This window comes from Chryseobacterium indologenes (assembly GCF_018362995.1).
GTDB classification, from domain to species: Bacteria; Bacteroidota; Bacteroidia; order Flavobacteriales; family Weeksellaceae; genus Chryseobacterium; species Chryseobacterium indologenes_G.
Genome location: NZ_CP074372.1, coordinates 1,858,347 through 1,878,837 on the forward strand (window position 1 = coordinate 1,858,347; position 20,491 = coordinate 1,878,837).

15 protein-coding genes are annotated in these 20,491 nt (G+C 37.7%); 6 read left to right on the forward strand and 9 right to left on the reverse strand.

Annotated elements, in window-relative coordinates:
• Nucleotides 1–265 precede the first annotated feature (265 nt).
• The 5 genes from DYR29_RS08365 to DYR29_RS08385 all read left to right on the forward strand — a co-directional run bounded on the left by DYR29_RS08365 (nt 266) and on the right by DYR29_RS08385 (nt 6,357).
• Nucleotides 266–1,264: an EamA family transporter gene (locus DYR29_RS08365; RefSeq protein ID WP_213280104.1), complete on the forward strand. Its 999-nt coding sequence runs from the start codon at nt 266–268 to the stop codon at nt 1,262–1,264.
• An 18-nt stretch (nt 1,265–1,282) separates the two neighbouring features.
• Nucleotides 1,283–2,311 carry a methionine ABC transporter ATP-binding protein gene (locus DYR29_RS08370; RefSeq protein ID WP_213280105.1) on the forward strand — a complete coding sequence of 343 codons (1,029 nt, stop codon included), beginning with the start codon at nt 1,283–1,285 and terminating at the stop codon, nt 2,309–2,311.
• Nucleotides 2,304–2,960 carry a methionine ABC transporter permease MetI gene (metI, locus tag DYR29_RS08375; RefSeq protein ID WP_213280106.1) on the forward strand — a complete coding sequence of 219 codons (657 nt, stop codon included), beginning with the start codon at nt 2,304–2,306 and terminating at the stop codon, nt 2,958–2,960. The genes DYR29_RS08370 and metI overlap by 8 nt, the downstream gene beginning before the upstream one ends.
• Nucleotides 2,961–3,047: 87 nt before the next feature.
• Nucleotides 3,048–3,857 carry a methionine ABC transporter substrate-binding lipoprotein MetQ gene (gene metQ, locus DYR29_RS08380; protein ID WP_213280107.1) on the forward strand — a complete coding sequence of 270 codons (810 nt, stop codon included), beginning with the start codon at nt 3,048–3,050 and terminating at the stop codon, nt 3,855–3,857.
• A gap of 289 nt (nt 3,858–4,146) precedes the next feature.
• Entirely contained in the window at nt 4,147–6,357 is a 2,211-nt protein-coding gene (locus DYR29_RS08385; RefSeq protein ID WP_425394634.1) for a glycoside hydrolase family 3 C-terminal domain-containing protein, read from the forward strand.
• 553 nt (nt 6,358–6,910) lie between these two features.
• Here DYR29_RS08385 and DYR29_RS08390 read toward each other — a convergent pair.
• From DYR29_RS08390 to DYR29_RS08425, 8 genes are all read right to left on the reverse strand, one after another.
• The gene (locus DYR29_RS08390) at nt 6,911–9,097 is read right to left on the reverse strand and encodes an outer membrane beta-barrel protein (protein ID WP_213280109.1); all 2,187 of its coding nucleotides are present in this window, start codon (nt 9,095–9,097) and stop codon (nt 6,911–6,913) included.
• A 383-nt stretch (nt 9,098–9,480) separates the two neighbouring features.
• Nucleotides 9,481–10,032 carry a DUF2652 domain-containing protein gene (locus DYR29_RS08395; RefSeq protein ID WP_047388034.1) on the reverse strand — a complete coding sequence of 184 codons (552 nt, stop codon included), beginning with the start codon at nt 10,030–10,032 and terminating at the stop codon, nt 9,481–9,483.
• A 59-nt stretch (nt 10,033–10,091) separates the two neighbouring features.
• A complete protein-coding gene (locus tag DYR29_RS08400; protein ID WP_249413653.1) occupies nt 10,092–11,504 on the reverse strand; it encodes an efflux transporter outer membrane subunit in 1,413 nt (470 codons plus the stop codon).
• A 17-nt stretch (nt 11,505–11,521) separates the two neighbouring features.
• Nucleotides 11,522–14,662: an efflux RND transporter permease subunit gene (locus DYR29_RS08405; RefSeq protein ID WP_213280111.1), complete on the reverse strand. Its 3,141-nt coding sequence runs from the start codon at nt 14,660–14,662 to the stop codon at nt 11,522–11,524.
• Between the two features lie 9 nt (nt 14,663–14,671).
• Nucleotides 14,672–15,817 (reverse strand): efflux RND transporter periplasmic adaptor subunit, encoded by a 1,146-nt coding sequence (locus tag DYR29_RS08410; RefSeq protein ID WP_213280112.1) that lies wholly within the window; start codon nt 15,815–15,817, stop codon nt 14,672–14,674.
• A gap of 217 nt (nt 15,818–16,034) precedes the next feature.
• The gene (locus DYR29_RS08415; protein ID WP_213280113.1) at nt 16,035–16,949 is read right to left on the reverse strand and encodes a helix-turn-helix domain-containing protein; all 915 of its coding nucleotides are present in this window, start codon (nt 16,947–16,949) and stop codon (nt 16,035–16,037) included.
• A 76-nt stretch (nt 16,950–17,025) separates the two neighbouring features.
• On the reverse strand, nt 17,026–17,772 hold the full coding sequence (locus tag DYR29_RS08420) for a metallophosphoesterase (protein ID WP_213280114.1): 747 nt from the start codon (nt 17,770–17,772) through the stop codon (nt 17,026–17,028).
• A 112-nt stretch (nt 17,773–17,884) separates the two neighbouring features.
• Entirely contained in the window at nt 17,885–19,273 is a 1,389-nt protein-coding gene (locus DYR29_RS08425; RefSeq protein WP_213280115.1) for an MFS transporter, read from the reverse strand.
• A 143-nt stretch (nt 19,274–19,416) separates the two neighbouring features.
• Between DYR29_RS08425 and DYR29_RS08430 the strand changes: the two genes are divergently transcribed.
• Nucleotides 19,417–19,887, forward strand: a complete 471-nt coding sequence (locus tag DYR29_RS08430) for an Lrp/AsnC family transcriptional regulator (RefSeq protein WP_047378247.1) — start codon at nt 19,417–19,419, stop codon at nt 19,885–19,887.
• An 82-nt stretch (nt 19,888–19,969) separates the two neighbouring features.
• Here DYR29_RS08430 and DYR29_RS08435 read toward each other — a convergent pair whose 3' ends face one another.
• A complete protein-coding gene (locus DYR29_RS08435) occupies nt 19,970–20,485 on the reverse strand; it encodes a hypothetical protein (protein WP_249413654.1) in 516 nt (171 codons plus the stop codon).
• Between the last annotated feature and the right edge of the window lie 6 nt (nt 20,486–20,491).

The following is a 20,491-nucleotide window of genomic DNA, read 5'->3' on the forward strand; positions in this document are numbered from 1 at the left end:
AAAATGTCTACTTTTTTAGTGGACTAATAGAAATTATATTATATATTTGCAAACGTATTCAGGAAATAAAACAAAATGAAGGCAGAATTCAAAAATAATTCAATTAAGAAACATACCATCAAAAATATGATGAAGGATATCTGTATGCCTGTGCATCAAGAATACTGTGGTTGACCTTACTTTTATTTATACATATTTTGAAGGCTTTACCACGTGGTAGAGCCTTTTTTTTTTATTGAACACAACAACATTAAAAAAAATAAAAATGAGCAATTCTAAAAACAAATGGTTAATTCCATTGGCTTTTACAAACATCTATGTGATATGGGGAATTACGTTTTTAGCTATTTCATTTGGCTTAAAAGGTTTTCCGCCATTCATTCTATCAGGGTTAAGATTTCTGGTTGCCGGAATTCTGATGATAGGGTATCTTCTTTCTAAGGGAGAAAAAGCAAATTCTCTGATCAACTGGAAGAAAAATGCAATTACCGGTATTCTTATTCTTACCGGAGGAACAGGTCTTGTAGCCTGGGGAGAACAATATGTAACGGCTTCAGAAGCGGCAATTTCTATTGCAACAGGTCCGTTCTGGTTTATTGCGATCGACAGAAAAAACTGGAAATATTATTTCTCAGATAAATTTATTCCGATAGGATTGGTTATTGGATTTGCAGGATTAATTATGTTTTTAAAAGGCAGCGTAAATTCAAATGCGGCGTATGCCATTGCTGACGGAAACCTTCGTATTACAGCGTTTGTAGTATTGGGATTAAGTTCCATAGCATGGGTACTGGGATCTTTATATTCAAAGAAGAATCCGGCTTCTCAATCTACCTTTATGAATATTGCTCAACAGCTTATAGTAGCGGGATTAGCTTCTTTTTTAATCTCTTTTTTAAGAAAAGAATGGACTGGTTTTTCAGTTTCTGCTGTTCCATTATCGGCATGGTTTGGAGTCCTATTTTTGATCTTCTTTGGATCGATAGTCGCTTATTTGTCGTACATTTGGCTTCTGTCCGTAAAACCCGCTGCCTTGGTAAGCACCCACACCTATATCAATCCTATTGTAACAGTGATTGCAGGTTGGATTGTTGCCAACCAAAGCATCAATGGAGGTCAGCTGTATGGTTTATTCATCATATTGCTGGGAGTACTTCTAACGAATGTCACCAAGTATTTCAGGCTTTCAAAACGGTCAAAAGTAAAAATCAGAAGAGTAAGAAGATTTTTTAACAGAGCAGGCAGACCATATCAGCCTATTTAAACAGTATACAAAATCAGAATGATAGAGATCAGAAACATATCGAAAACATTTCACCAGAAAAAACAGTCCTTTAAGGCTTTGGATAAGGTGAGTTTAAATATAGAGAAAGGAGATATTGTAGGAATTATCGGTTTTTCGGGTGCAGGAAAAAGTACTCTGATCCGTACAGTAAATTTACTGGAAAGACCGGATGAGGGACAGATTATTATTAATGGAAAAGATTTTACCCAGCTTAATGCTAAGCAACTGGCTGAGGAACGTAAAAAAATCGGGATGATCTTCCAGCATTTCAATCTTCTTTCTTCAAGAACTGTTTTTGATAATGTGGCTCTTCCTTTGGAACTGGATCACAGCAGTAAAGATGAAATCAACAGAAAAGTCAACGAACTACTGAAGATTGTAGGGCTTGAAGATAAAGCTAATGATTATCCCAGAAGTCTTTCGGGTGGACAGAAACAGAGGGTAGCGATTGCAAGGGCTTTGGCCAATGATCCTCATCTACTGCTTTGTGATGAAGCAACCAGCGCACTGGATCCTGCTACAACACAATCTATCTTACAGCTTTTAAGGGATATCAATCAGAGACTGGGAATTACCATCCTTTTAATTACCCACGAAATGGAAGTGATCAAAGCGGTCTGCAACCACGTTGCAGTGATCGACAAAGGAAAATTATTAACAAAAGGAACTTTAAGCGAGATTATTTCGGACAAAGAAAACCCGATCATCCGCCAGTTTATAAATTCAGACATCATGACCCTGCCACAGGAACTCAGCAGCAGACTGCAGAAAGAACCAAAAGAAGGTTTATTTCCGCTGATCGAAATAGAACTTAACGAAAACATCAGTGTTGAACAAATTCTTTCAGCGCTATACAATCAATATAAAATCCCCTATAAGCTTTTAAAAGCTGACGTAGAATATTTCGGAAATTCCAATTTCGGTAAACTTTTACTGCAGCTTCAGGGTGAGGCGGAAGAAAACCAACAGGCGATCTATTATTTCAACCAAAATAAAATTCAAAATACAGTAAAAGGATATGCTTAGTGATACGGTAATTGCCCTTTTGGCAAAAGGAACCTGGGAAACGGTTTACATGACATTTTTATCCGGATTTTTTGGATTTGTGCTGGGACTTCCGGTAGGAATCATGTTATTTTTAACCAGAAAAGGTCAACTCCTGGAAAATGTGGTCTATCATAGAGCACTATCTATTCTGGTTAATATTTTCCGTGCTATTCCTTTTATTATTCTGATCGTGTGGATGATTCCTTTTACCAGAGTTCTGGCTGGAACATCTATCGGAGTAAATGCAGCTTTGGTTCCGCTAAGTGTGGGTGCCGCTCCGTTTATTGCAAGACTTGTGGAGAACAGCCTTATTGAGGTTCCTCATGGTCTTATAGAAACGGCAAGAGCTTTGGGAGCTTCTCCTTTCCAGATCATTAGAAAAGTATTGCTTCCGGAGGCTCTTCCTTCTTTAATCAACAATGCTACTATCACTTTGATTACGCTTGTAGGATATTCTGCAATGGGTGGTGCTGTAGGGGCAGGCGGACTTGGACAGGTTGGTTACCAGTACGGTTATATCGGATATGATATTGTCATTATGAATACAGTATTGATTCTGCTGGTTCTGTTGGTGTTCATAATACAATTTGCGGGAGACCGATTGTCAAAAAGGTTTGATCACAGGTAGTTAAGTTTGAGGGTATGAGGGTTTAGAAAGTTATTAATCTAGTCATTTTCGTTCTCTGCCTTACTATCATTTAAATAAAAAAATAGAATGAAAAAAATAAAGATTTTTGGTGTAATAGCTGCAGGAATATTATTGTTCAGTGCTTGTTCGGGAAGAAAAGATGATCCGAACTTTATCCGTGTGGGGATTACCTATGGTCCGGAACAGGAAATTGCTGAGGTTGCCAAAAAAGTAGCTAAAGATAAATATAATCTGGAAGTGGAGCTTATTCCTTTCAATGATTATGTAGTTCCCAATGAAGCGCTGACAAACGGTGATATTGATGCCAATGCTTTTCAGCATCTTCCTTATCTGACAGAACAGTCAAAGCAAAGAGGATACAACCTCGTGCCTGTAGGAAATACATTTGTCTATCCCATTATAGCGTATTCAAAGAAGATTAAAAATATCAGCCAACTGCAGGAAGGCAATACTATTGTAATTCCCAATGACCCAACCAATGGAGGACGCTCCCTCCTTCTTCTGCAGAAAGGAGGTCTGCTGAAATTAAAAGAAGGGGTAGGACTTCTGCCAAAAGTAACAGATATTATAGAAAATCCAAAGCAGCTGAAAATCATGGAGATTGAAGGAGCCCAAATTCCAAGAGTTTTAGATGACAGAGATGTTGTTGTAGGAATTATTAATAACAATTTTGCTGCTCAGGCGGGATTAGATTCTGAAAAAGAGGGTGTACTGATTGAAGATAAAGACTCACCGTACGTGAATCTTGTGGTGGCCAGACAGGATAATAAAAACAGTCAGAAAGTAAAAAACTTTGTAAAAGCCTACCAGTCTCCGGAAGTGGAAAAGAAAGCTAAAGAGATTTTCAAAGGCGGGGCTGTGAAAGGATGGGAGTAATGAGTGAGAGGATGTCGAGATTCGGGATACGGGTTTGAGAGTATGAGGGTTTGAGAGATAACATCTTTGCAATCTGCTTTTTTCATTTTTTCCACCTGTATCAATAAAAAATATTCAACAATGAGCTGTCTGCAAAATATGTGGACAGTTTTTTTATTCACTAAAATTTATTTTCTCAATTTGAGATAATAAAAAATTTTCTTTACTTTTGTTTTTAATCAAATAGAAAGGCATCATGTTAAAGAAAACCGTCATTATAAGTTTATTCACCTTTATTTCTGCTTCTTATATGGCTCAGACTAATACTACCCTCCCTGTTTATCTAGATGAATCCAAACCTGTGGAACAGCGTATTCAGGATGCATTATCAAGAATGACACTGGAAGAGAAAGTGGCAATGCTTCATGCACAATCGAAATTCAGTTCACCGGGTGTTCCGAGACTAGGAATTCCGGAATTCTGGACCACTGACGGTCCTCACGGGGTACGTCCGGAAGTAATGTGGGACGAATGGGATCAGGCCGGATGGACCAACGACTCTATTATCGCCTACCCTGCCCTGACTGCTTTATCCGCAACATGGAACAAAAAAATGTCATGGAACTATGGGAAAGCTTTGGGTGAAGAAGCCCGTTACAGAAAAAAAGATATCCTTCTGGGACCTGGAGTGAATATTTACAGAACTCCACTGAACGGAAGAAATTTTGAATATATGGGTGAAGATCCTTATCTGACCTCAAAAATGGTAGTTCCTTACATCAAAGGGGTACAATCTAATGGGGTGGCAACTTCTGTAAAACATTTTGCCCTGAACAATCAGGAAATGTTTCGTCATACGAGCAATGTGAATGTAGATGACAGAGCGCTTTATGAGATTTATCTGCCTGCATTCAAAGCTGCGGTAACAGAAGGTGATTCATGGACCATCATGGGTGCTTATGATATGTACAAAGGTCAGTATGCCAGCCAGAATCAATATCTGTTAAATGATATTTTAAAGAAAGAATGGAACTATAAAGGGGTTGTAGTCTCTGACTGGGGTGCTGTAAACAATACGGAACAGGCCATTCACAACGGTCTTGATCTGGAATTCGGATCCTGGACCAACGGACTTTCTGCCGGAACTAAAAATGCCTACGACAATTACTATCTGGCAAAGCCTTATCTTGACCTGATTAAAGCCGGAAAAGTAGGTACTACAGAACTTGATGATAAAGTAACAAGATTACTTCGTCTTGCCTATAAAACAACAATGAACCGCAACAAACCTTTCGGGAATATTGCTTCTGAGGAACATAAAGCGGTTGCAAAAGAAATTGGTGAAGAAGGAATTGTTCTCTTAAAAAACCAGGGAAATATTCTTCCTATTGATCTTAATAAAGCTAAAAAAATAGCAGTTATTGGAGAAAATGCCATTAAAATAATGACTGTGGGTGGAGGTTCTTCCTCATTGAAAGTTAAATACGAAGCCCTTCCTCTGGACGGAATCAAAAACAGGTTTGGAAAACAGGCTGATGTACAGTATGCGAGAGGTTATGTAGGAGATATCGGAGGTGAATATAATGGCGTAAAATCCGGACAGGATTTAAAAGATACCCGTTCTGAAGCTGAACTACTGAATGAAGCTGTAGAATTGGCAAAAAAATCAGATTATGTTATTTTTGTTGGAGGATTGAATAAAGCAGACTTCCAGGACAGTGAAGGAAATGACAGAAAGAGCTATGGACTTCCTTATAATCAGGATCACGTGATTTCCGCTCTGGCAAAAGCCAATAAAAATCTTGCCGTTGTTTTGGTGTCCGGAAATGCTGTAGCTATGCCGTGGATTAAAGAAGTTCCAACCGTTTTACAGTCGTGGTACCTGGGTTCTGAAGCGGGAAATTCAATTGCCTCTATTCTGGCAGGTGATGCAAATCCGTCAGGAAAACTTCCATTTACATTCCCTGTAAAACTTGAAGACAATTCAGCTCATCAACTTGGAGAATATCCGGGACAGAAAGATGAATTGGCTGCAGGAAAAGGTAAGGATCAGAAAAACCCTATCAATATCACTTACAACGAAGGTGTTTTTGTAGGTTACCGCTGGCATGATACTAAAAACATAAAACCTCTGTTCAGTTTCGGACATGGATTGAGCTATACGACTTTTGAATTCGGAAAGGCAAAAGCAGACCAGACCACCATTTCACAGGATGGAAAAATTACGTTTACAGTAACAGTGAAAAATACAGGTAAAAAGGCAGGTGCAGAAGTTGCCCAATTGTATATCAGTGATTTAAAATCATCGGTTCCGCGTCCTGCAAAAGAACTGAAAGGTTTTGAAAAAGTATATTTGAACCCCGGAGAACAGAAAGAAGTTACTTTCACTATTGATAAAACAGCTTTAAGTTTCTTTGATGCCCAAAAGCATGACTGGGTAGCTGAACCGGGAGATTTTGAAGCACTGATTGGAAATTCTTCTGATGCCATTAAAACGAAAGTGAAATTTACACTTAAATAAAAACTGAGAGTTAAGAGTATAAACTCTATTTAATAATTATTTGATAGAATGCAAACAGATTCCAAATTGGGATCTGTTTTTTTTATTTATTTAAACGCAAAGATTATTGAATTCAATCTATTATCTGAGGAAGCAAAGTAAGCGACAATGTCGCGGATGAAGCTAATGGATGATACGAATGCTTAGAAAAAATCAATCTTATTGATTCCATCTTTGCTCCCTTTAAATTCAAAAGTATCTTAACGTAAAACTTTGCGTTAAAAATAAAAATTCTAAATTTAGATATGCTCAAATATTCAAACTCCAAAAGCTTTTTAAACCATTAAGGAGTTTTTAAGTAATGAAGAAAAGTTAAGATTCAAATAAATTTGAATAAAGCGTTGCACCTGATAAATGTCTTTAGACATTCTCTTAATAATCTTAACAACTTAATATACTCTTAATGGTTCAAAAACTTCAGTGTAGATTTTTTGCTATAGCATAAATATTTTAGGAAGATAAAAGCAGACTCCAAATTGAAACCTGCTTTTATTTTTATCTGACAAATCTTGAATTATTTTCCGCCGCCGCCGTTTTTCTCAACATCGGTTTTTGTATTTTCTTTTACCTTCTGGTTTCCGAAACGCTTCACAAACGTAAGAGAAACTCCGTACCAATCCCATTTTGAATACTCTCTGAAAGTCCCGTCCTGGCTGTAAGTTGTGTTATCACCATAAGGTCTTTTAAAAATATTCATCAGCTGCATGCTCAGTTCCATCTGGGTTTTCGGGAATATTTTGGTGACTGAAATATTGTGGAAAACATTGGTATTGTTTGCATATGAGTTTCCATTGTTTTGATTGGCAAGTTCCACCCACGCACTCAGGTTAATATTTTTATTGAACATATTCGTATAGGAAACATTCGCAGAAGCTCCCCAATAACTGATATAGTCTTTGGCACCCAGATTATTTTTCTCGTTAAAATCTTTATTATTAATATAGTACCATCCAAATCCGGCGTTTACGTTCAGTTTATTTTTCAGGAAATTCTGATTGGTATTGGCAAAAAGGTAATATTTTTCAACTTTCCCATCAAAATTGCCCGGCAACGAAACTGTTCTTCCGTTTTCCGTTACATAGGTCGTCCAATAATCCTGATTGGTATGCATATATCTTGCAGAAATAAAATACTTTTTCAAAATTCCGAATTTCAGATAAAGACGGTCATTCGGGTTAGGATTCAGATAAAGGTTTCCTCTGGAATACGTCCCGTTAATTTCCGGCATCACGAAAGGATTAAATTCCGAATACCACGGCCTCCAGATGCTTCGGTTATAGGTAAGACTCAAATCAAATTTCTCTGAAAAATTATATTTCAGCAATAGATTGGGCAGAAAAGTTCCGTAAGAATCTCTTCTCTCTGTACCTGCCACATCCTGTCTTACTTTATAATCAATGTATTCATATCGGATTCCGACTCTTGTTTCCAGTTTTTCGAAAAATGTTTTGCTGTAATTGGCATATAAAGAGCTAAGATGATCTTCATAATGGAATATATCATTCTTGGATAGATTAGCGTATTCCGGTGTACCATTATCAATACTTAATCCATAGAGACTGTTAGGAATAACGTGATTGTTCAATTCTGTTTTTCCCCCGACTTCCATAGTACCTCCTTTTTTACCAAAAGGCTGTGTATAATCTACTTTTAAATAGTAATTACGCATCTGATTGGAACTGATTGATCCCAGCTGCTGATTCGTTATCACCCCCTGTTTATTAATTTGTTTGTCAATCAAATTATCATTGTCATTACTGGAATAATTGGTTCCTAAATTAATATCTAAAATTCTGTTCTTTTCTTTATCATAGTATTTATAGAAAGCATTTGTCCCTAAATTACGGCTGAATCCCCAGTTATTTTGACTCTGGAGAAAAGATTCACCGGGATCACCATCTTTTTTAGTCATCCCGTCAGATTCTGCTGAAAGTAAATTTCTGTTCTGTGAGTATTCCAAAACAAGTCCGAAATTATTCTTATCATTAATTTCAAACTCTGAGGTAGAGGAAAGAGACGGGCTTTCATTTCTCATTATGTTTTCCAGATTAAACTGGGTAAGCTTGTTACCTTCAAATCGGTTATCCCAGGTCTGGGTTTTCTGCACATAATTTCCGTTGCTGTAGCTTCCAATAAAAGTTTGGGTAAACTTTTTCTTATGGTAATTCAGGTTAAAATTCGTGTATTGTGAATTCTTTGTACTTTGTCTGTTATTCAGCGAGATACTTCCTTTCAATCCTTCATCATCTCTCTTTTTCAGGACAATATTGATCACAGAACCTGATGTTTCATATCTTGATGAAGGACTGGTAATCACTTCAATTTTCAGCAGGTTATCAGCAGGAATTGTCTTAAGATATTCCTTTAATTCCTTCCCTGTAAAAACTGATTTTCTATCATTGATGTATACGGTGACCATCTGCCCTTCGGCTTTTACATCATCATTATTATCGATGCTTACCAGAGGAGTCATTCTAAGAACGTCCCATGTTGTATTTCCTGCCAGAATTGCACTATTCGCTACATTAAATACAGTTCTGTCTACTTTAGATTCTACCGTCGGTTTTCTGGCAACCAGAGTAACCGCTTCTATTTCTTTTGTATTTCCTTTTACAGTATCCTTTGCTGACGGGGCCTGAGCCTGCTGAGCCATTGCAAATGAACCTGCTAGTATTGCTATTGGAAATAAGATTACTTTCATGTGAAATTATAGTTTTTTCTATAAGACCATTATCTTCACAAGTTTGTTACATCAAAAAGTAAAAAAAATAAAATAAATGATTAATTTCCAATAAGATATAAACTAAAAACAGAAGCACAAATTAGAAAACAGTGAAAAATTTTCAATAAAGCAACACAATACAAATCATTTCCGTAATAAATATTCTTAAAAACGCATTTTATCTGTAATTTAAATTTTATTAAAAAACTTTATAATTTTCCATGAATGCGTGAATCTTTTATTATGAAAATGAGTTGTTCATTCATTAAATTTCCAAAACTCTCACAAACAAAAAAAGCCCGGATCTCACCCGGGCCGCTAGCAATAGCAAATTTACAAGGAATAATATTAAAAAATATATGCTAGTTTAAATTTTCAAAATAATGGATAACGCCTACTTCAGGCAGACGACGCGGATCTTTATTAAAATCAGATTCTTTGTTTTTGCTGTTTTCGAGGAAAGAATTACTGAAAAGGGCATAAGAAGGCTGTTCTGCCAGTCCGTTTTTCAAAAGCTGATGGGCTTCCACAATCGTTTTCCCATATAACTTTCTGAAGTTTCCAATATTGTATTGTGAAAAAGATCCATAATGAACAATAAACTTGAGAGCCAGATCAATGGTAGTACTTAAACTCTTACTCAACTCTTCTATCTTTCTGTTGAAGGCGCTTCTCATCTTCCACAGCATTTTTGAAATGCTTTGATAAGACGGATTCTCATCATAACGGTAAAATAAAATGGCATCCCCCTCAATCTCGGAAATTTCAAAATACTGATCGTTCACATCAATCAGTGTAGACAATAGCTGTCTTACAATATACTCGCCTGTATACAATTTTGTATTGAATACAAATTCGGTAAATCCGCTGAAATCCGGGATTAAAATGATCCCCTCCTGTATATTTGTCTTCATAATGATAATGGATTAAAAAGCTGCTTCATCATTACAGACGAAGCAGATTCAATTTTACTTTATTGCCATCCGCCACCTAAAGAGCGGTAAAGAGCTGTAATAGCATTCAGTCTCTGGGTTTTCAGAGAAGCCAGTTCTAATTCTGCCTGAAGTTTGTTTGATTGAGCAATGATCACCTCTACATAAGTTGCTGAATTATATTTAAATAATAAATCAGCCTTCTTCACTGCTTCACCGGATTTCATAGCCAGTCCTTCTGCAATTTTCTGCTGTTCTTCCAGTTTCTGGATCTGTACCAATGCATCAGAAACTTCACCTACCGCTTTTAAAACAGACTGTTTAAAGTTGAGCTCGGCCTGATCAGCGACTACTTTAGACTGCTCATACTGCGTTTTCAACTGTTTTCCATTCAGAATAGGCTGGGCTACAGCTCCTGCTACCATTCCGAAAAGTGATCCCGGAACACTGAACCATTTACTGATCTGGAACGCATTTACACCACCCTGCGCTGTAATATTCAGTGACGGATACATACTCATTTTGGCAACATGAATCGCTGCTGCACTTTTTCTGACTTCAAGTTCTGCTGTTTTAATATCTGGTCTGTAACTTAATAATTCTGAAGGAATTCCTGCAGCAATCTGATCCGGAGACTGTACATTGTTCAGGCCTGCGCTTCTCTCAATCTTCCCTGGCATAGAACCGGTCAGCAGACTCAAGGCATTTTCCTGAGTTATAACAGAACTTTCAATAGCAGGAATTGATTTCAGAATCTGATCTTTTACAATTTCCTGCTGCTGTACTGCCAAAGCTGTTGTTAATCCCAATTCCTGTTGTTTAGCCAGAAACTTCAGGGTATTGTCAGCGTAAGCCAGATTAGCTTTTGTAATTTCCAGCTGAGTATCCAGCATTAACAAGTTATAATATCCTTGTACAACCGCAGACACCACTTGTGTTTTTACCGCCTTTGCTGCTTCCTGTGTCTTAAGATATTCTGCCAAAGCCTGTTCTTTTCTTCCTTTGATCTTGCCCCAGATGTCTGCTTCCCATGAAAAACTAAGAGAAGTTGTATAATCTTCCATATACCTTTTTCCCATGAACTGTCCGGCCATCATTCCATTCATACTGTTATCTGAAGGACGGTTGATATTCGCGTTGGCAGAGGCACTTACGGTCGGAATATTCCCCCATTTACTTTGAGTATAAGCCAGGGATGCAAATTCTATCTGTTTTAAAGCCACCTGAAGGTCATTATTCTGCATCATAGCTTTATCAATCAAGCTTACTAGAACCGGATCTTTGAAAAAATCTTTGTAGCTGATCTTAGCAATATTTTCATTTTGCCCTGAAACAATACTATCACTTCTGAAAGCTGCGGGCATTTTTATATCAGGCTGTTCATATTTCTGAACTTTACAGGAAATTGCCGTCCCTGAAATGAATGCGATATATGCAATATTTTTAATTTTCATTTTTAAAATCATTTGAATTAATATTCCCAATCCGCATCTGTTACTACCTTTCCATTGATTCTCTCATGCAAAGCCTGGAATACCACGAAAAGAACCGGAACCACAAAAATTCCTAAGACTGTTCCGAAAAGCATCCCTGAAATTGCAGCATATCCGATAGAATGGTTCCCCATAGCTGAAGGTCCTACCACAAAGATCAAGGGCAGCAATCCTGTAATAAATGCCAGAGAGGTCATCAAAATAGGACGTAAACGTGCTTTTGCTCCTTCCACAGCAGATGCAATAAGGCTTTTTCCTGCTCTGCGTCTTTGAATCGCAAATTCTACGATCAGAATACCATTCTTTGCCAAAAGCCCGATCAGCATCACCAAAGCAATCTGTACATAAATATTATTGGATAATTCCGCGAAAGTAATTCCTACAAATACTCCTGATAAACCTACCGGAATAGCGATCAATACAGCTAACGGAAGAATATAACTTTCATACTGCGCTGATAAAAGAAAGAATACAAATACAATACATAACCCGAAGATCATAACAGATTGCGAGCTTGAACCTGCTTCTTCACGGCTCATTCCTTTATAATCGTAAGTATATCCCGGAGGAAGTACCTGCTTGCTCACCTCTTCAATTGCGGCCATAGCCTGCCCGGTACTGTATCCAGGCGCTGCCATTACCGTTAAGTTGGATGAATTGAATAGATTGAAACGGTCTACAACCTCAGCTCCTGTTACCTGCTTCAGGCTTACCAATGTATTAATAGGAACCATCTGACCTAGATTATTTTTAACAAAAATTCCGTTCAGGGATTCTTTATCCTGTCTTGTCTCTGGAGTGGATTGCACCAATACTCTGTAATACTTTCCGAATCTGTTGAAATCCGAAGCCTGAATACTTCCATAATATCCCTGCATCACACCCAGTACATCAGAAACATTCACACCCAGCTGAGCAGACTTCACTTCATCTACCAATACTTCAAACTGCGGATATGTAACATCGAAGGTGGTAAATGCTACCGCTACCTCCGGTCTCTGCATCAAAGCTCCCATCATTCCATAAGAGATGTTACCTAAATTCTGAAGTTCTCCGTTGGTACGGTCCTGAAGCACAAGCTCCATACCACTCGTATTTCCGAAACCGTCTACCGTAGGCGTATTAATCACAAGAAAATTGGCCCTTTTGTCCTGAGAAAGCATTCCCTGCGTTTGTCCTATGATATCATTGATGTTATTCACGGCTCCTCTCTCGTCTCCTTTTTTTAATTTAACGAAAATAGAAGCTGCTGAAGAAGACATGGAACCACTGAATAGGTTTAATCCGTCTACTGAAATTACCTTGTCCACAGCAGGATTTTTCATCAATAAGTCTTCTGTATCGGAGACCACTTTTGAAGTTCTGTCCTTTGATGCTCCAGGAGCAAGATTTGCTGTTACAATAATGAAACTCTGATCTTCATCGGGAATAAATCCTTTAGGTGTTGTCATAGACATCCATGCGAACAAACCTCCGAAGGCTACAATTATGATCAAGGCCACCCATTTTCTTTTTAAAAGGAACAATACAGCTTTTCCATAACGGAAAGTCAGTTTATTGAAACTTGCATTAAAACCTGCAAAAAAACGGTCTTTGAAATTCATTTTTTCATACGTTCCGGGATGGTGTTGCTTTAAGAATAAAGCACATAATGCTGGGCTCAGTGTCAATGCATTGATCGCTGAAATTACAATTGCAATCGCCAGTGTTAATGCAAACTGCTGGTAAAATAATCCTGTAGAACCACTCATAAAGGCTACCGGAACGAATACCGCAGACATGACCAACGTAATAGAAACAATAGCTCCTGTAATCTCACTCATTGCCGACATGGTAGCTGCTCTCGGATTCAGTTTTTTATGTTCCATCTTGGCATGAACGGCTTCTACAACTACAATAGCATCATCCACTACAATACCGATTGCCAGTACCAAAGCAAACAATGTAAGAATATTAATAGAGAATCCGAAAACCTTCATAAAGAAGAACGTTCCTACAATAGATACCGGAACTGCAATAGCCGGAATCAGGGTGGAACGGAAATCCTGAAGGAATATATACACCACAATGAATACCAGAATAAATGCTTCTATCAATGTATGAATCACCTGTTCTATGGACTGATCCAACGCGTCTTTTGTTGCGTATGGAATTTCATAATCCATTCCTGCCGGGAAAGATTTTTCCAGTTCTTTCATTCTTTCCTGAAGAGCGATCTGCACCTCATTGGCATTGGAACCTGCCATCTGGAAAATCGCCATCGTTACGGAAGCTTTTTTATTATAATTGGAAGAAACCGTATAACTGTAAGCCCCGAATTCTACTTTAGCAATATCTTTTAATTTTAAAACTGAGCCGTCATTCAATGCTTTGATGGTGATATTTTCATATTGTTCCGGTTCTGTAAATTTTCCTTTGTACCGAAGAACATATTCCATTACCTCTTTACTTCTCTCTCCCAATCTCCCGGGTGCTGCTTCAAGGTTTTGAGTCTGAATGGCACGGGAAACATCAGACGGAGTAAGATTGTACGAAGTCAGTTTATTAGGATCCAGCCAGATACGCATGGAGTAATCTTTATTTCCATACACCATTGCATCTCCTACTCCCTTCACCCTTTTCAGTTCCGGAACAATGTTGATTTTCGCATAGTTTTCAAGGAAAAGGTCGTCCATCTTTCCGTCTTTACTTGTCAGGGAAACCATTGCAATCATACTGTTCTGTCTTTTCACCGTGGTTATTCCCGCCTGAATTACCTCTGCAGGAAGCTGGTTGGTCACCTGAGCTACCCTGTTCTGCACGTTAATAGCCGCCTGGTCAGGATCTGTTCCCAGTTTAAAAATAACAGTAATACTCAATGTACCATCGTTACTTGCTGTAGAAGTAATATAGTCCATATTTTCTACTCCATTGATTGCGTTTTCCAACGGTGGAGCTACAGACCTTGCGATTGTTTCAGCATTGGCTCCCGGATAGGCAGCGGTTACCATAACGGTAGGCGGTGCAATGTCTGGAAATTTGGTAATTGGTAGACTCACCATACCAACGATCCCCAGAATAACAAGCAATACGGAGATCACCGTTGCCAATACGGGTCTTTTTATAATTTTCTTTAACATGATTTCTTCTTACGATTTTTTCTGTTGAGCATTTTTCTTTTGTGCCACTACAGGAGTTCCCGGCTGTAGACGGTCAAAACCACTGGTGATATACTCATCTCCTGCCTTCAGTCCTTTGGCTACAATAAAATTGTCTCCGGCTTTTCCGTTTACTTCAACCGGAAGCATTGCTGCCTTCCCGCCCTGAATTATGAACACAAAAACTTTATCCTGAATGGTTCTGGTAGAAGCAATCGGAAGTAAAACAACATTGCTGTAGAACTGATCCAGTACAATTTTACCGGTGTTTCCACTTCTCAAAAGATTATTGGGATTGTTGAACTTTGCTCTTAGCGTAATAGATCCGGTTGTTTTATTGAACTGACCTTCTACGGCATCAATCTTTCCTGTTTCCGCATATTTTTCACCTCCTGAAAGCAATAATGCTACTGCCGGAGTATTTTTGATCACCTCATCAATATTGCTTCCCGTGTATTGTTTCTGGAAGTTATTAAAATCATTTTCGCTCAGACTGAAATAGGTATAGACCTGATGAATGTCTGATAACAAAGTAATCGGGTCCTGATTACCTGGCGTCATCAAACTTCCCAGACGATAATTGAATCTTCCGATAAATCCGTTTACCGGAGCTTTGATGGTAGAGAAGTTTAAATTAATTTTTGCAGATTCAATAGTAGAAGTAGACTGGCTTACTGCTCCGCGTGCCGCATTATAAGCAGCTTCTGCCTCTTTTACCTGAATTTCGGAAACCATTTTGTTTCTAAATAGTTCTTTTTTTCTGTCCAGATCAATTTTAGAAGTTGAAAGGTTCGCCTGAGCGGTAATTAAAGATGCCTGAGCACTTTTAAGCTGTTCACGAAAAACCTGATCTTCAATTTTGAATAATGGCTGACCTGCTTTCACAAAATCACCTTCATCCACAAAAATTTTGCTTAAATATCCTGTTACCTGAGGTCTGATTTCTACATTGGAAACGCCCTCGATAGATGCTGCATATTCTCTGGAAACAGAAGCGTCTCCCTGTGTCACTTTTGCCACTGGTAATTCCGGAGCCTGCTGCTGATAGCCTTGGTTTTGATTATTTTTCCTGCATCCCGCTAACACGATCAGCGAGAGGAAAAGTAGAGTTGATTTTTGAATAAAAAATCTTTGCATAACAATAGTCCTTTTAAATTTCCGCACAAAATTCGAACGAAAAAAATTTAATAGGATTATTCAAAAAACTCCTTGTTTTGTCAAAAAGACTCCTTATTTTTAAAAATATGAGAAATATCATTCATAGACAACATAAATGATAATATTCAGTATTTTAAATCAAAATAATAGTTGAAATTTGGCAAAAAGACGTCTTAAATTTACAAATTACTGATTATCAATACAAATCATCTTTTCTATATTCCAGGGGAGATCTCCCTACATGTTTTTTAAAAAACTTACTGAAAGACGCCTGATCTGAAAACTTCAATTTTGATGCTACTTCACCAATATTCAGGTTGGGATTTCTTAGCAGTAATCTTGCTTCTACAGCCAAAACCTGATGTATAATATCTCTCGGGGATTTAAAGACTGTTTTATTGATCACTTTCGTAAGGTATTTGCGGCTGATAAAAAGTTTATCTGCATAGAACTGAACATTATGTTCTTCTTTAAAATGATCCTGAACCAGCTTAAAGAAACTGGTCGTCAGCTCATCTTCTCTGTTGGTTACAACATGAGGTTTTTCTATTTTCTTAAAATAATTGTCAATTTCGTAGATCACCAGTGAGAAATGATGCCAGATCATTTCATTAAAATAATAATTATCTTTTTCCTTATCATTCAAAATCTTAAGTTCATCGAGATGGAAATTCAGTTTCCTGTACACATCCGGTTCATTTCTGATGATATGAGTAGGATCTGATGATAAGCTCTTCAGAACATTATTTGACTTATAATTAAAACCCGCATCAGCAATAAAATTCAACGAGAAGAAAATATATTTAGCGTTGTAATCTTCAGTAATTTTATCCAGCCAAAAAGTTTCTAACATTGGACAAAAAACAATATCACCCTTGGAAACCTCATAGCTCTTATCATCCAACCTGAATGTAACCCCTCCTTCCTGTATCATAAAAATGCAGAAATAATCTGAACGGTAAGGAATATTCGGCTTTATGATATAATTGGCCTTATCAATTTCCATCACAACAAATTCCTTGATTCTAAGATCAAACTCAACCTGCTGCAGCACTTCATCAAAAGCTAACTGCGAAACAAAATCAGATTTTGGCTGGGATTTTTTAGACATTGGAAAGGAAATTAAGCACGAAGATAGTAATTAAGGTCAAAAAACTGAAAATACCAATCAGTGAATTATCCTTTTGCTAAACAACAACAATCAATTCTTTATCATATCCGTTGTATTTTTCATCAATATAGCCGTGAGGATTACAGATGATCTCTGTCTCTTCAATTTTATATCTGCATGGGGTATGAATATGCCCGTGAATCCAGTATAACGGCTGATATTCTGTAATGAGATCTTCCAGATCAGAAACATAGGCTGCTGTTAGCGGATCTTCTTTATAATGTTCCGGAACAGATTTAAGACTGGGAGCATGATGGGTAACGACAATATTTTTAAGTCCTTTTGAATCTTCAAGACTTTCTTTTAACCATTGTTTTGAAAACTTATGGATTTTGAAGGTATCCAACGTTCTCATTCTGGAATAGGAAGGATCTCTCCTGATCATTTTATAATCATTCATTTTGGACTGGCAAATCATTCCGTACTGAACCGGATTCCCAAAGATGGAAAAGTCCGTCCATAAAGTGGCACCATGAAAGCGAATACCGTCAATATCTACAAATGAATTTTCAAGTACAAATACATTGGAATCCAGTGCTGCTTCTTTAATCTTGTTAAGGGTTTTTGGATAGGAACCTTTATAGTATTCATGATTACCCAGAACATAAATTACAGGTTTATCAGGAATTGCGTTTTTAATCCATTCAATTCCTTTGGTTCCCAAATTGACATCACCTGCCAAAACAACAATATCAGAATGATCAAAACATAATTCCGTACTCCCAAATTCCCGGTGAAGATCACTGATTACCTGTATTTTCATGATGTATCGTAAAAAAAACAAAGGTAATGAAGTGAAGCGGAAAGACAAAAAAAGAACCGGCACCTAAGCACCGATTCTTCCTCATATAGTTTGTGTATTTTTAGGCTGCCTGCTATGAAACGGCTACTTTTGCCTGCTTCACTTTTAAGCTTTTCAATATAAAATAAAACAACATTCCGAGCGCCAAAAGAGCATAACCGATCAGGATAATCAGATTCAGACTTCCTACCGAAAACTCTGAAGGAAAAATCTGGCTCATTAAAGTCATGAACGACAATCCAATCCCAGCTCCCAAAAAGTAACTTGTAGAGCTCAAACTTGATGCCAATCCGTAATTGGAAGGTTCAACATCCTGGATTCCCATTACTGAAAGTGCGGTAAAACAGAATGTCATTCCTACTCCTGAAATACATGCCGCTCCTAATAAAACTACAGCTAGCGGATGTCCGGTAAAAACGGAGATCAACAGTGACACACCTCCCATCAGCATAAACAACCATCCTAAAATTCCCATTTGAGATGAACTCAGACGTTTTGATACGTGTGGCAGAATAAATTTAGCCGTCAAAGCAGAGATGATACTGAACGGAACAAGCATTAATCCTGCAGAAGCTGCACTATACCCCATATCTTTCTGAAGCATCAGGGATATCAGGAATAAAAACCCGATAAAAAATGCACCCAATGTAAAAAATACTGCATTGGAAATCACTAAAGATTGGTGTTTGAATAACTGCAAGTCAACCAAAGGTTCAGCTACTGATTTCAATCGTTTATATACCATCACCAGCAGTAATACTGCCAGAATCAAAGAACCTATGACCATAAATGGCTGTTCTTTAATATGGACTAATTCATGGGTACCGTAAGTAAGGCTTAAAAGCCCAAGCACCATCAATATTCCGGAAATTACATCTGTTTTCTGTGCGGTTTCATTCTTCTCATCTGCAGGCAGATAGTAGTAAGACAGCACAAGTGTTACCAGAAGAATAGGTACATTAATCAGGAAAACCCAGTGCCAGCTCAGGTAAGTACTGATAATTCCTCCAACGGAAAGGCCACTTCCTGAACCGATAGCAGCAAATGAACTGAAGATTCCGATAGCATGGTTTCTCTCCTGTTCTTCTCTGAATGTATTGGTCACAATAGATAGTGCAGACGGCATCACCAATGCTGCTCCCAACCCCTGTAAAGCACGGAAAATGGCCAGCACTTCAAAGTTTTGGGACAATCCCGCCCCTAATGAGGTGAGCATAAAAATCAGTGCTCCGAGTAAGAACATTTTCTTTCTTCCGATCTGATCTGAAAGCTTTCCGCCAATAATCAGAAATCCTCCAAAGAACAATACATAAAGAGTCTGCAGCCACTGAACAGTCTCTGCTCCGATCTGGAACTGCTGCTGAATAGAAGGAATTGTTAAATTAATAATGGCAATATCCAAAGCCTCCACAAATGTTCCCACCGATGCTAAAATTAATATTACATTTTTCCTTGTATCCATATATTCAAATTTCCTGCAAAATTAAAATTAACAGAACGTATTTAAAAATTTTACCATAAATTTGGAACAATATTTATTTATTAAAACATTTAAAAGAACAAAACACCTGACACATCAGAAAAACCCTATTAAAACAGAACAAAATGGCAACTGAAAATTATATCCCCGACGAAAAAGATTTATCGATCCTGCGTCTTCTTCAGAAAGATGCCAAGATGAGTGTGCGTGATATTTCAGCAAGAATCAATTTAAGTCCTACCCCTACACATGAACGCATCAAGCGCATGGAAAAACAGGGAATTATCAGAGAATACACTGCTGTTGTAGACCGTAAAAAGGTCAATAAGGGAATGATGGTAATCTGCATGATTGCATTGAGCGTTCACAATAAAAAAACTGCAGGAAAATTTATTGAGGAAGTCGGTAAACTGAAGGAAGTTGTGGAGTTTTATAACATCAGCGGAGATTTTGATTTTATGCTGAAAATCCTTGCTCCTAATATGGATGAATTCCATGAGTTTTTTGTGAACAAATTATCAGAGATTGAAGGAATTGGCCAGACCAAAAGTATTTTTGTGATGAACAGCATCAAGGAAAGCGCCCAGATTGTTTAAGACAAAATAAAAAGCAGCTGTATATTTTCATACAGCTGCTTTTTATTGTAAACCAGAATATTCCTGATTAATTTCTCATCATTTATTTCCAGTAGTTCCAGACTGCTCCGTCAAATATTGCCAGAGTTTTGCTGGTTGTATCGTAACAGATCATACCGGGATAGGGATTTTTTACACTAAGATGCGGTGTTGCTACTTTCGGGAGAATCATTGCTTTATCCTGAGATTCAAGAACCAATACGCCATCAGCAGTACTCGATGCCTCTCCCATAATAACTCCTTTCCCTGATTCTGCAGAATTATTGACTATAACCGCACTTGAATTACCGACATCTGACAAAGATTTCCAGGTGTCATTTTCGTAGACTTTTACTTTATTATCTGCGGTATCAAAGATCAATGTTCCATTCACCAAACTCCCTGTTGGAAGCCCGGACGTTGCAGGAAGAATCAAGCCTTTTGTATTTCCGGAAACGTTATCAAAATCCAATACAGTGCTGTTTCCATCTACCGTCTGTTTCCCTATAGCTATCTGAGCAAAAGATGAATTAAAAACAATCAGGGCAGCGGCTATACTTATATTTCTTATATTTTTCATATTCTT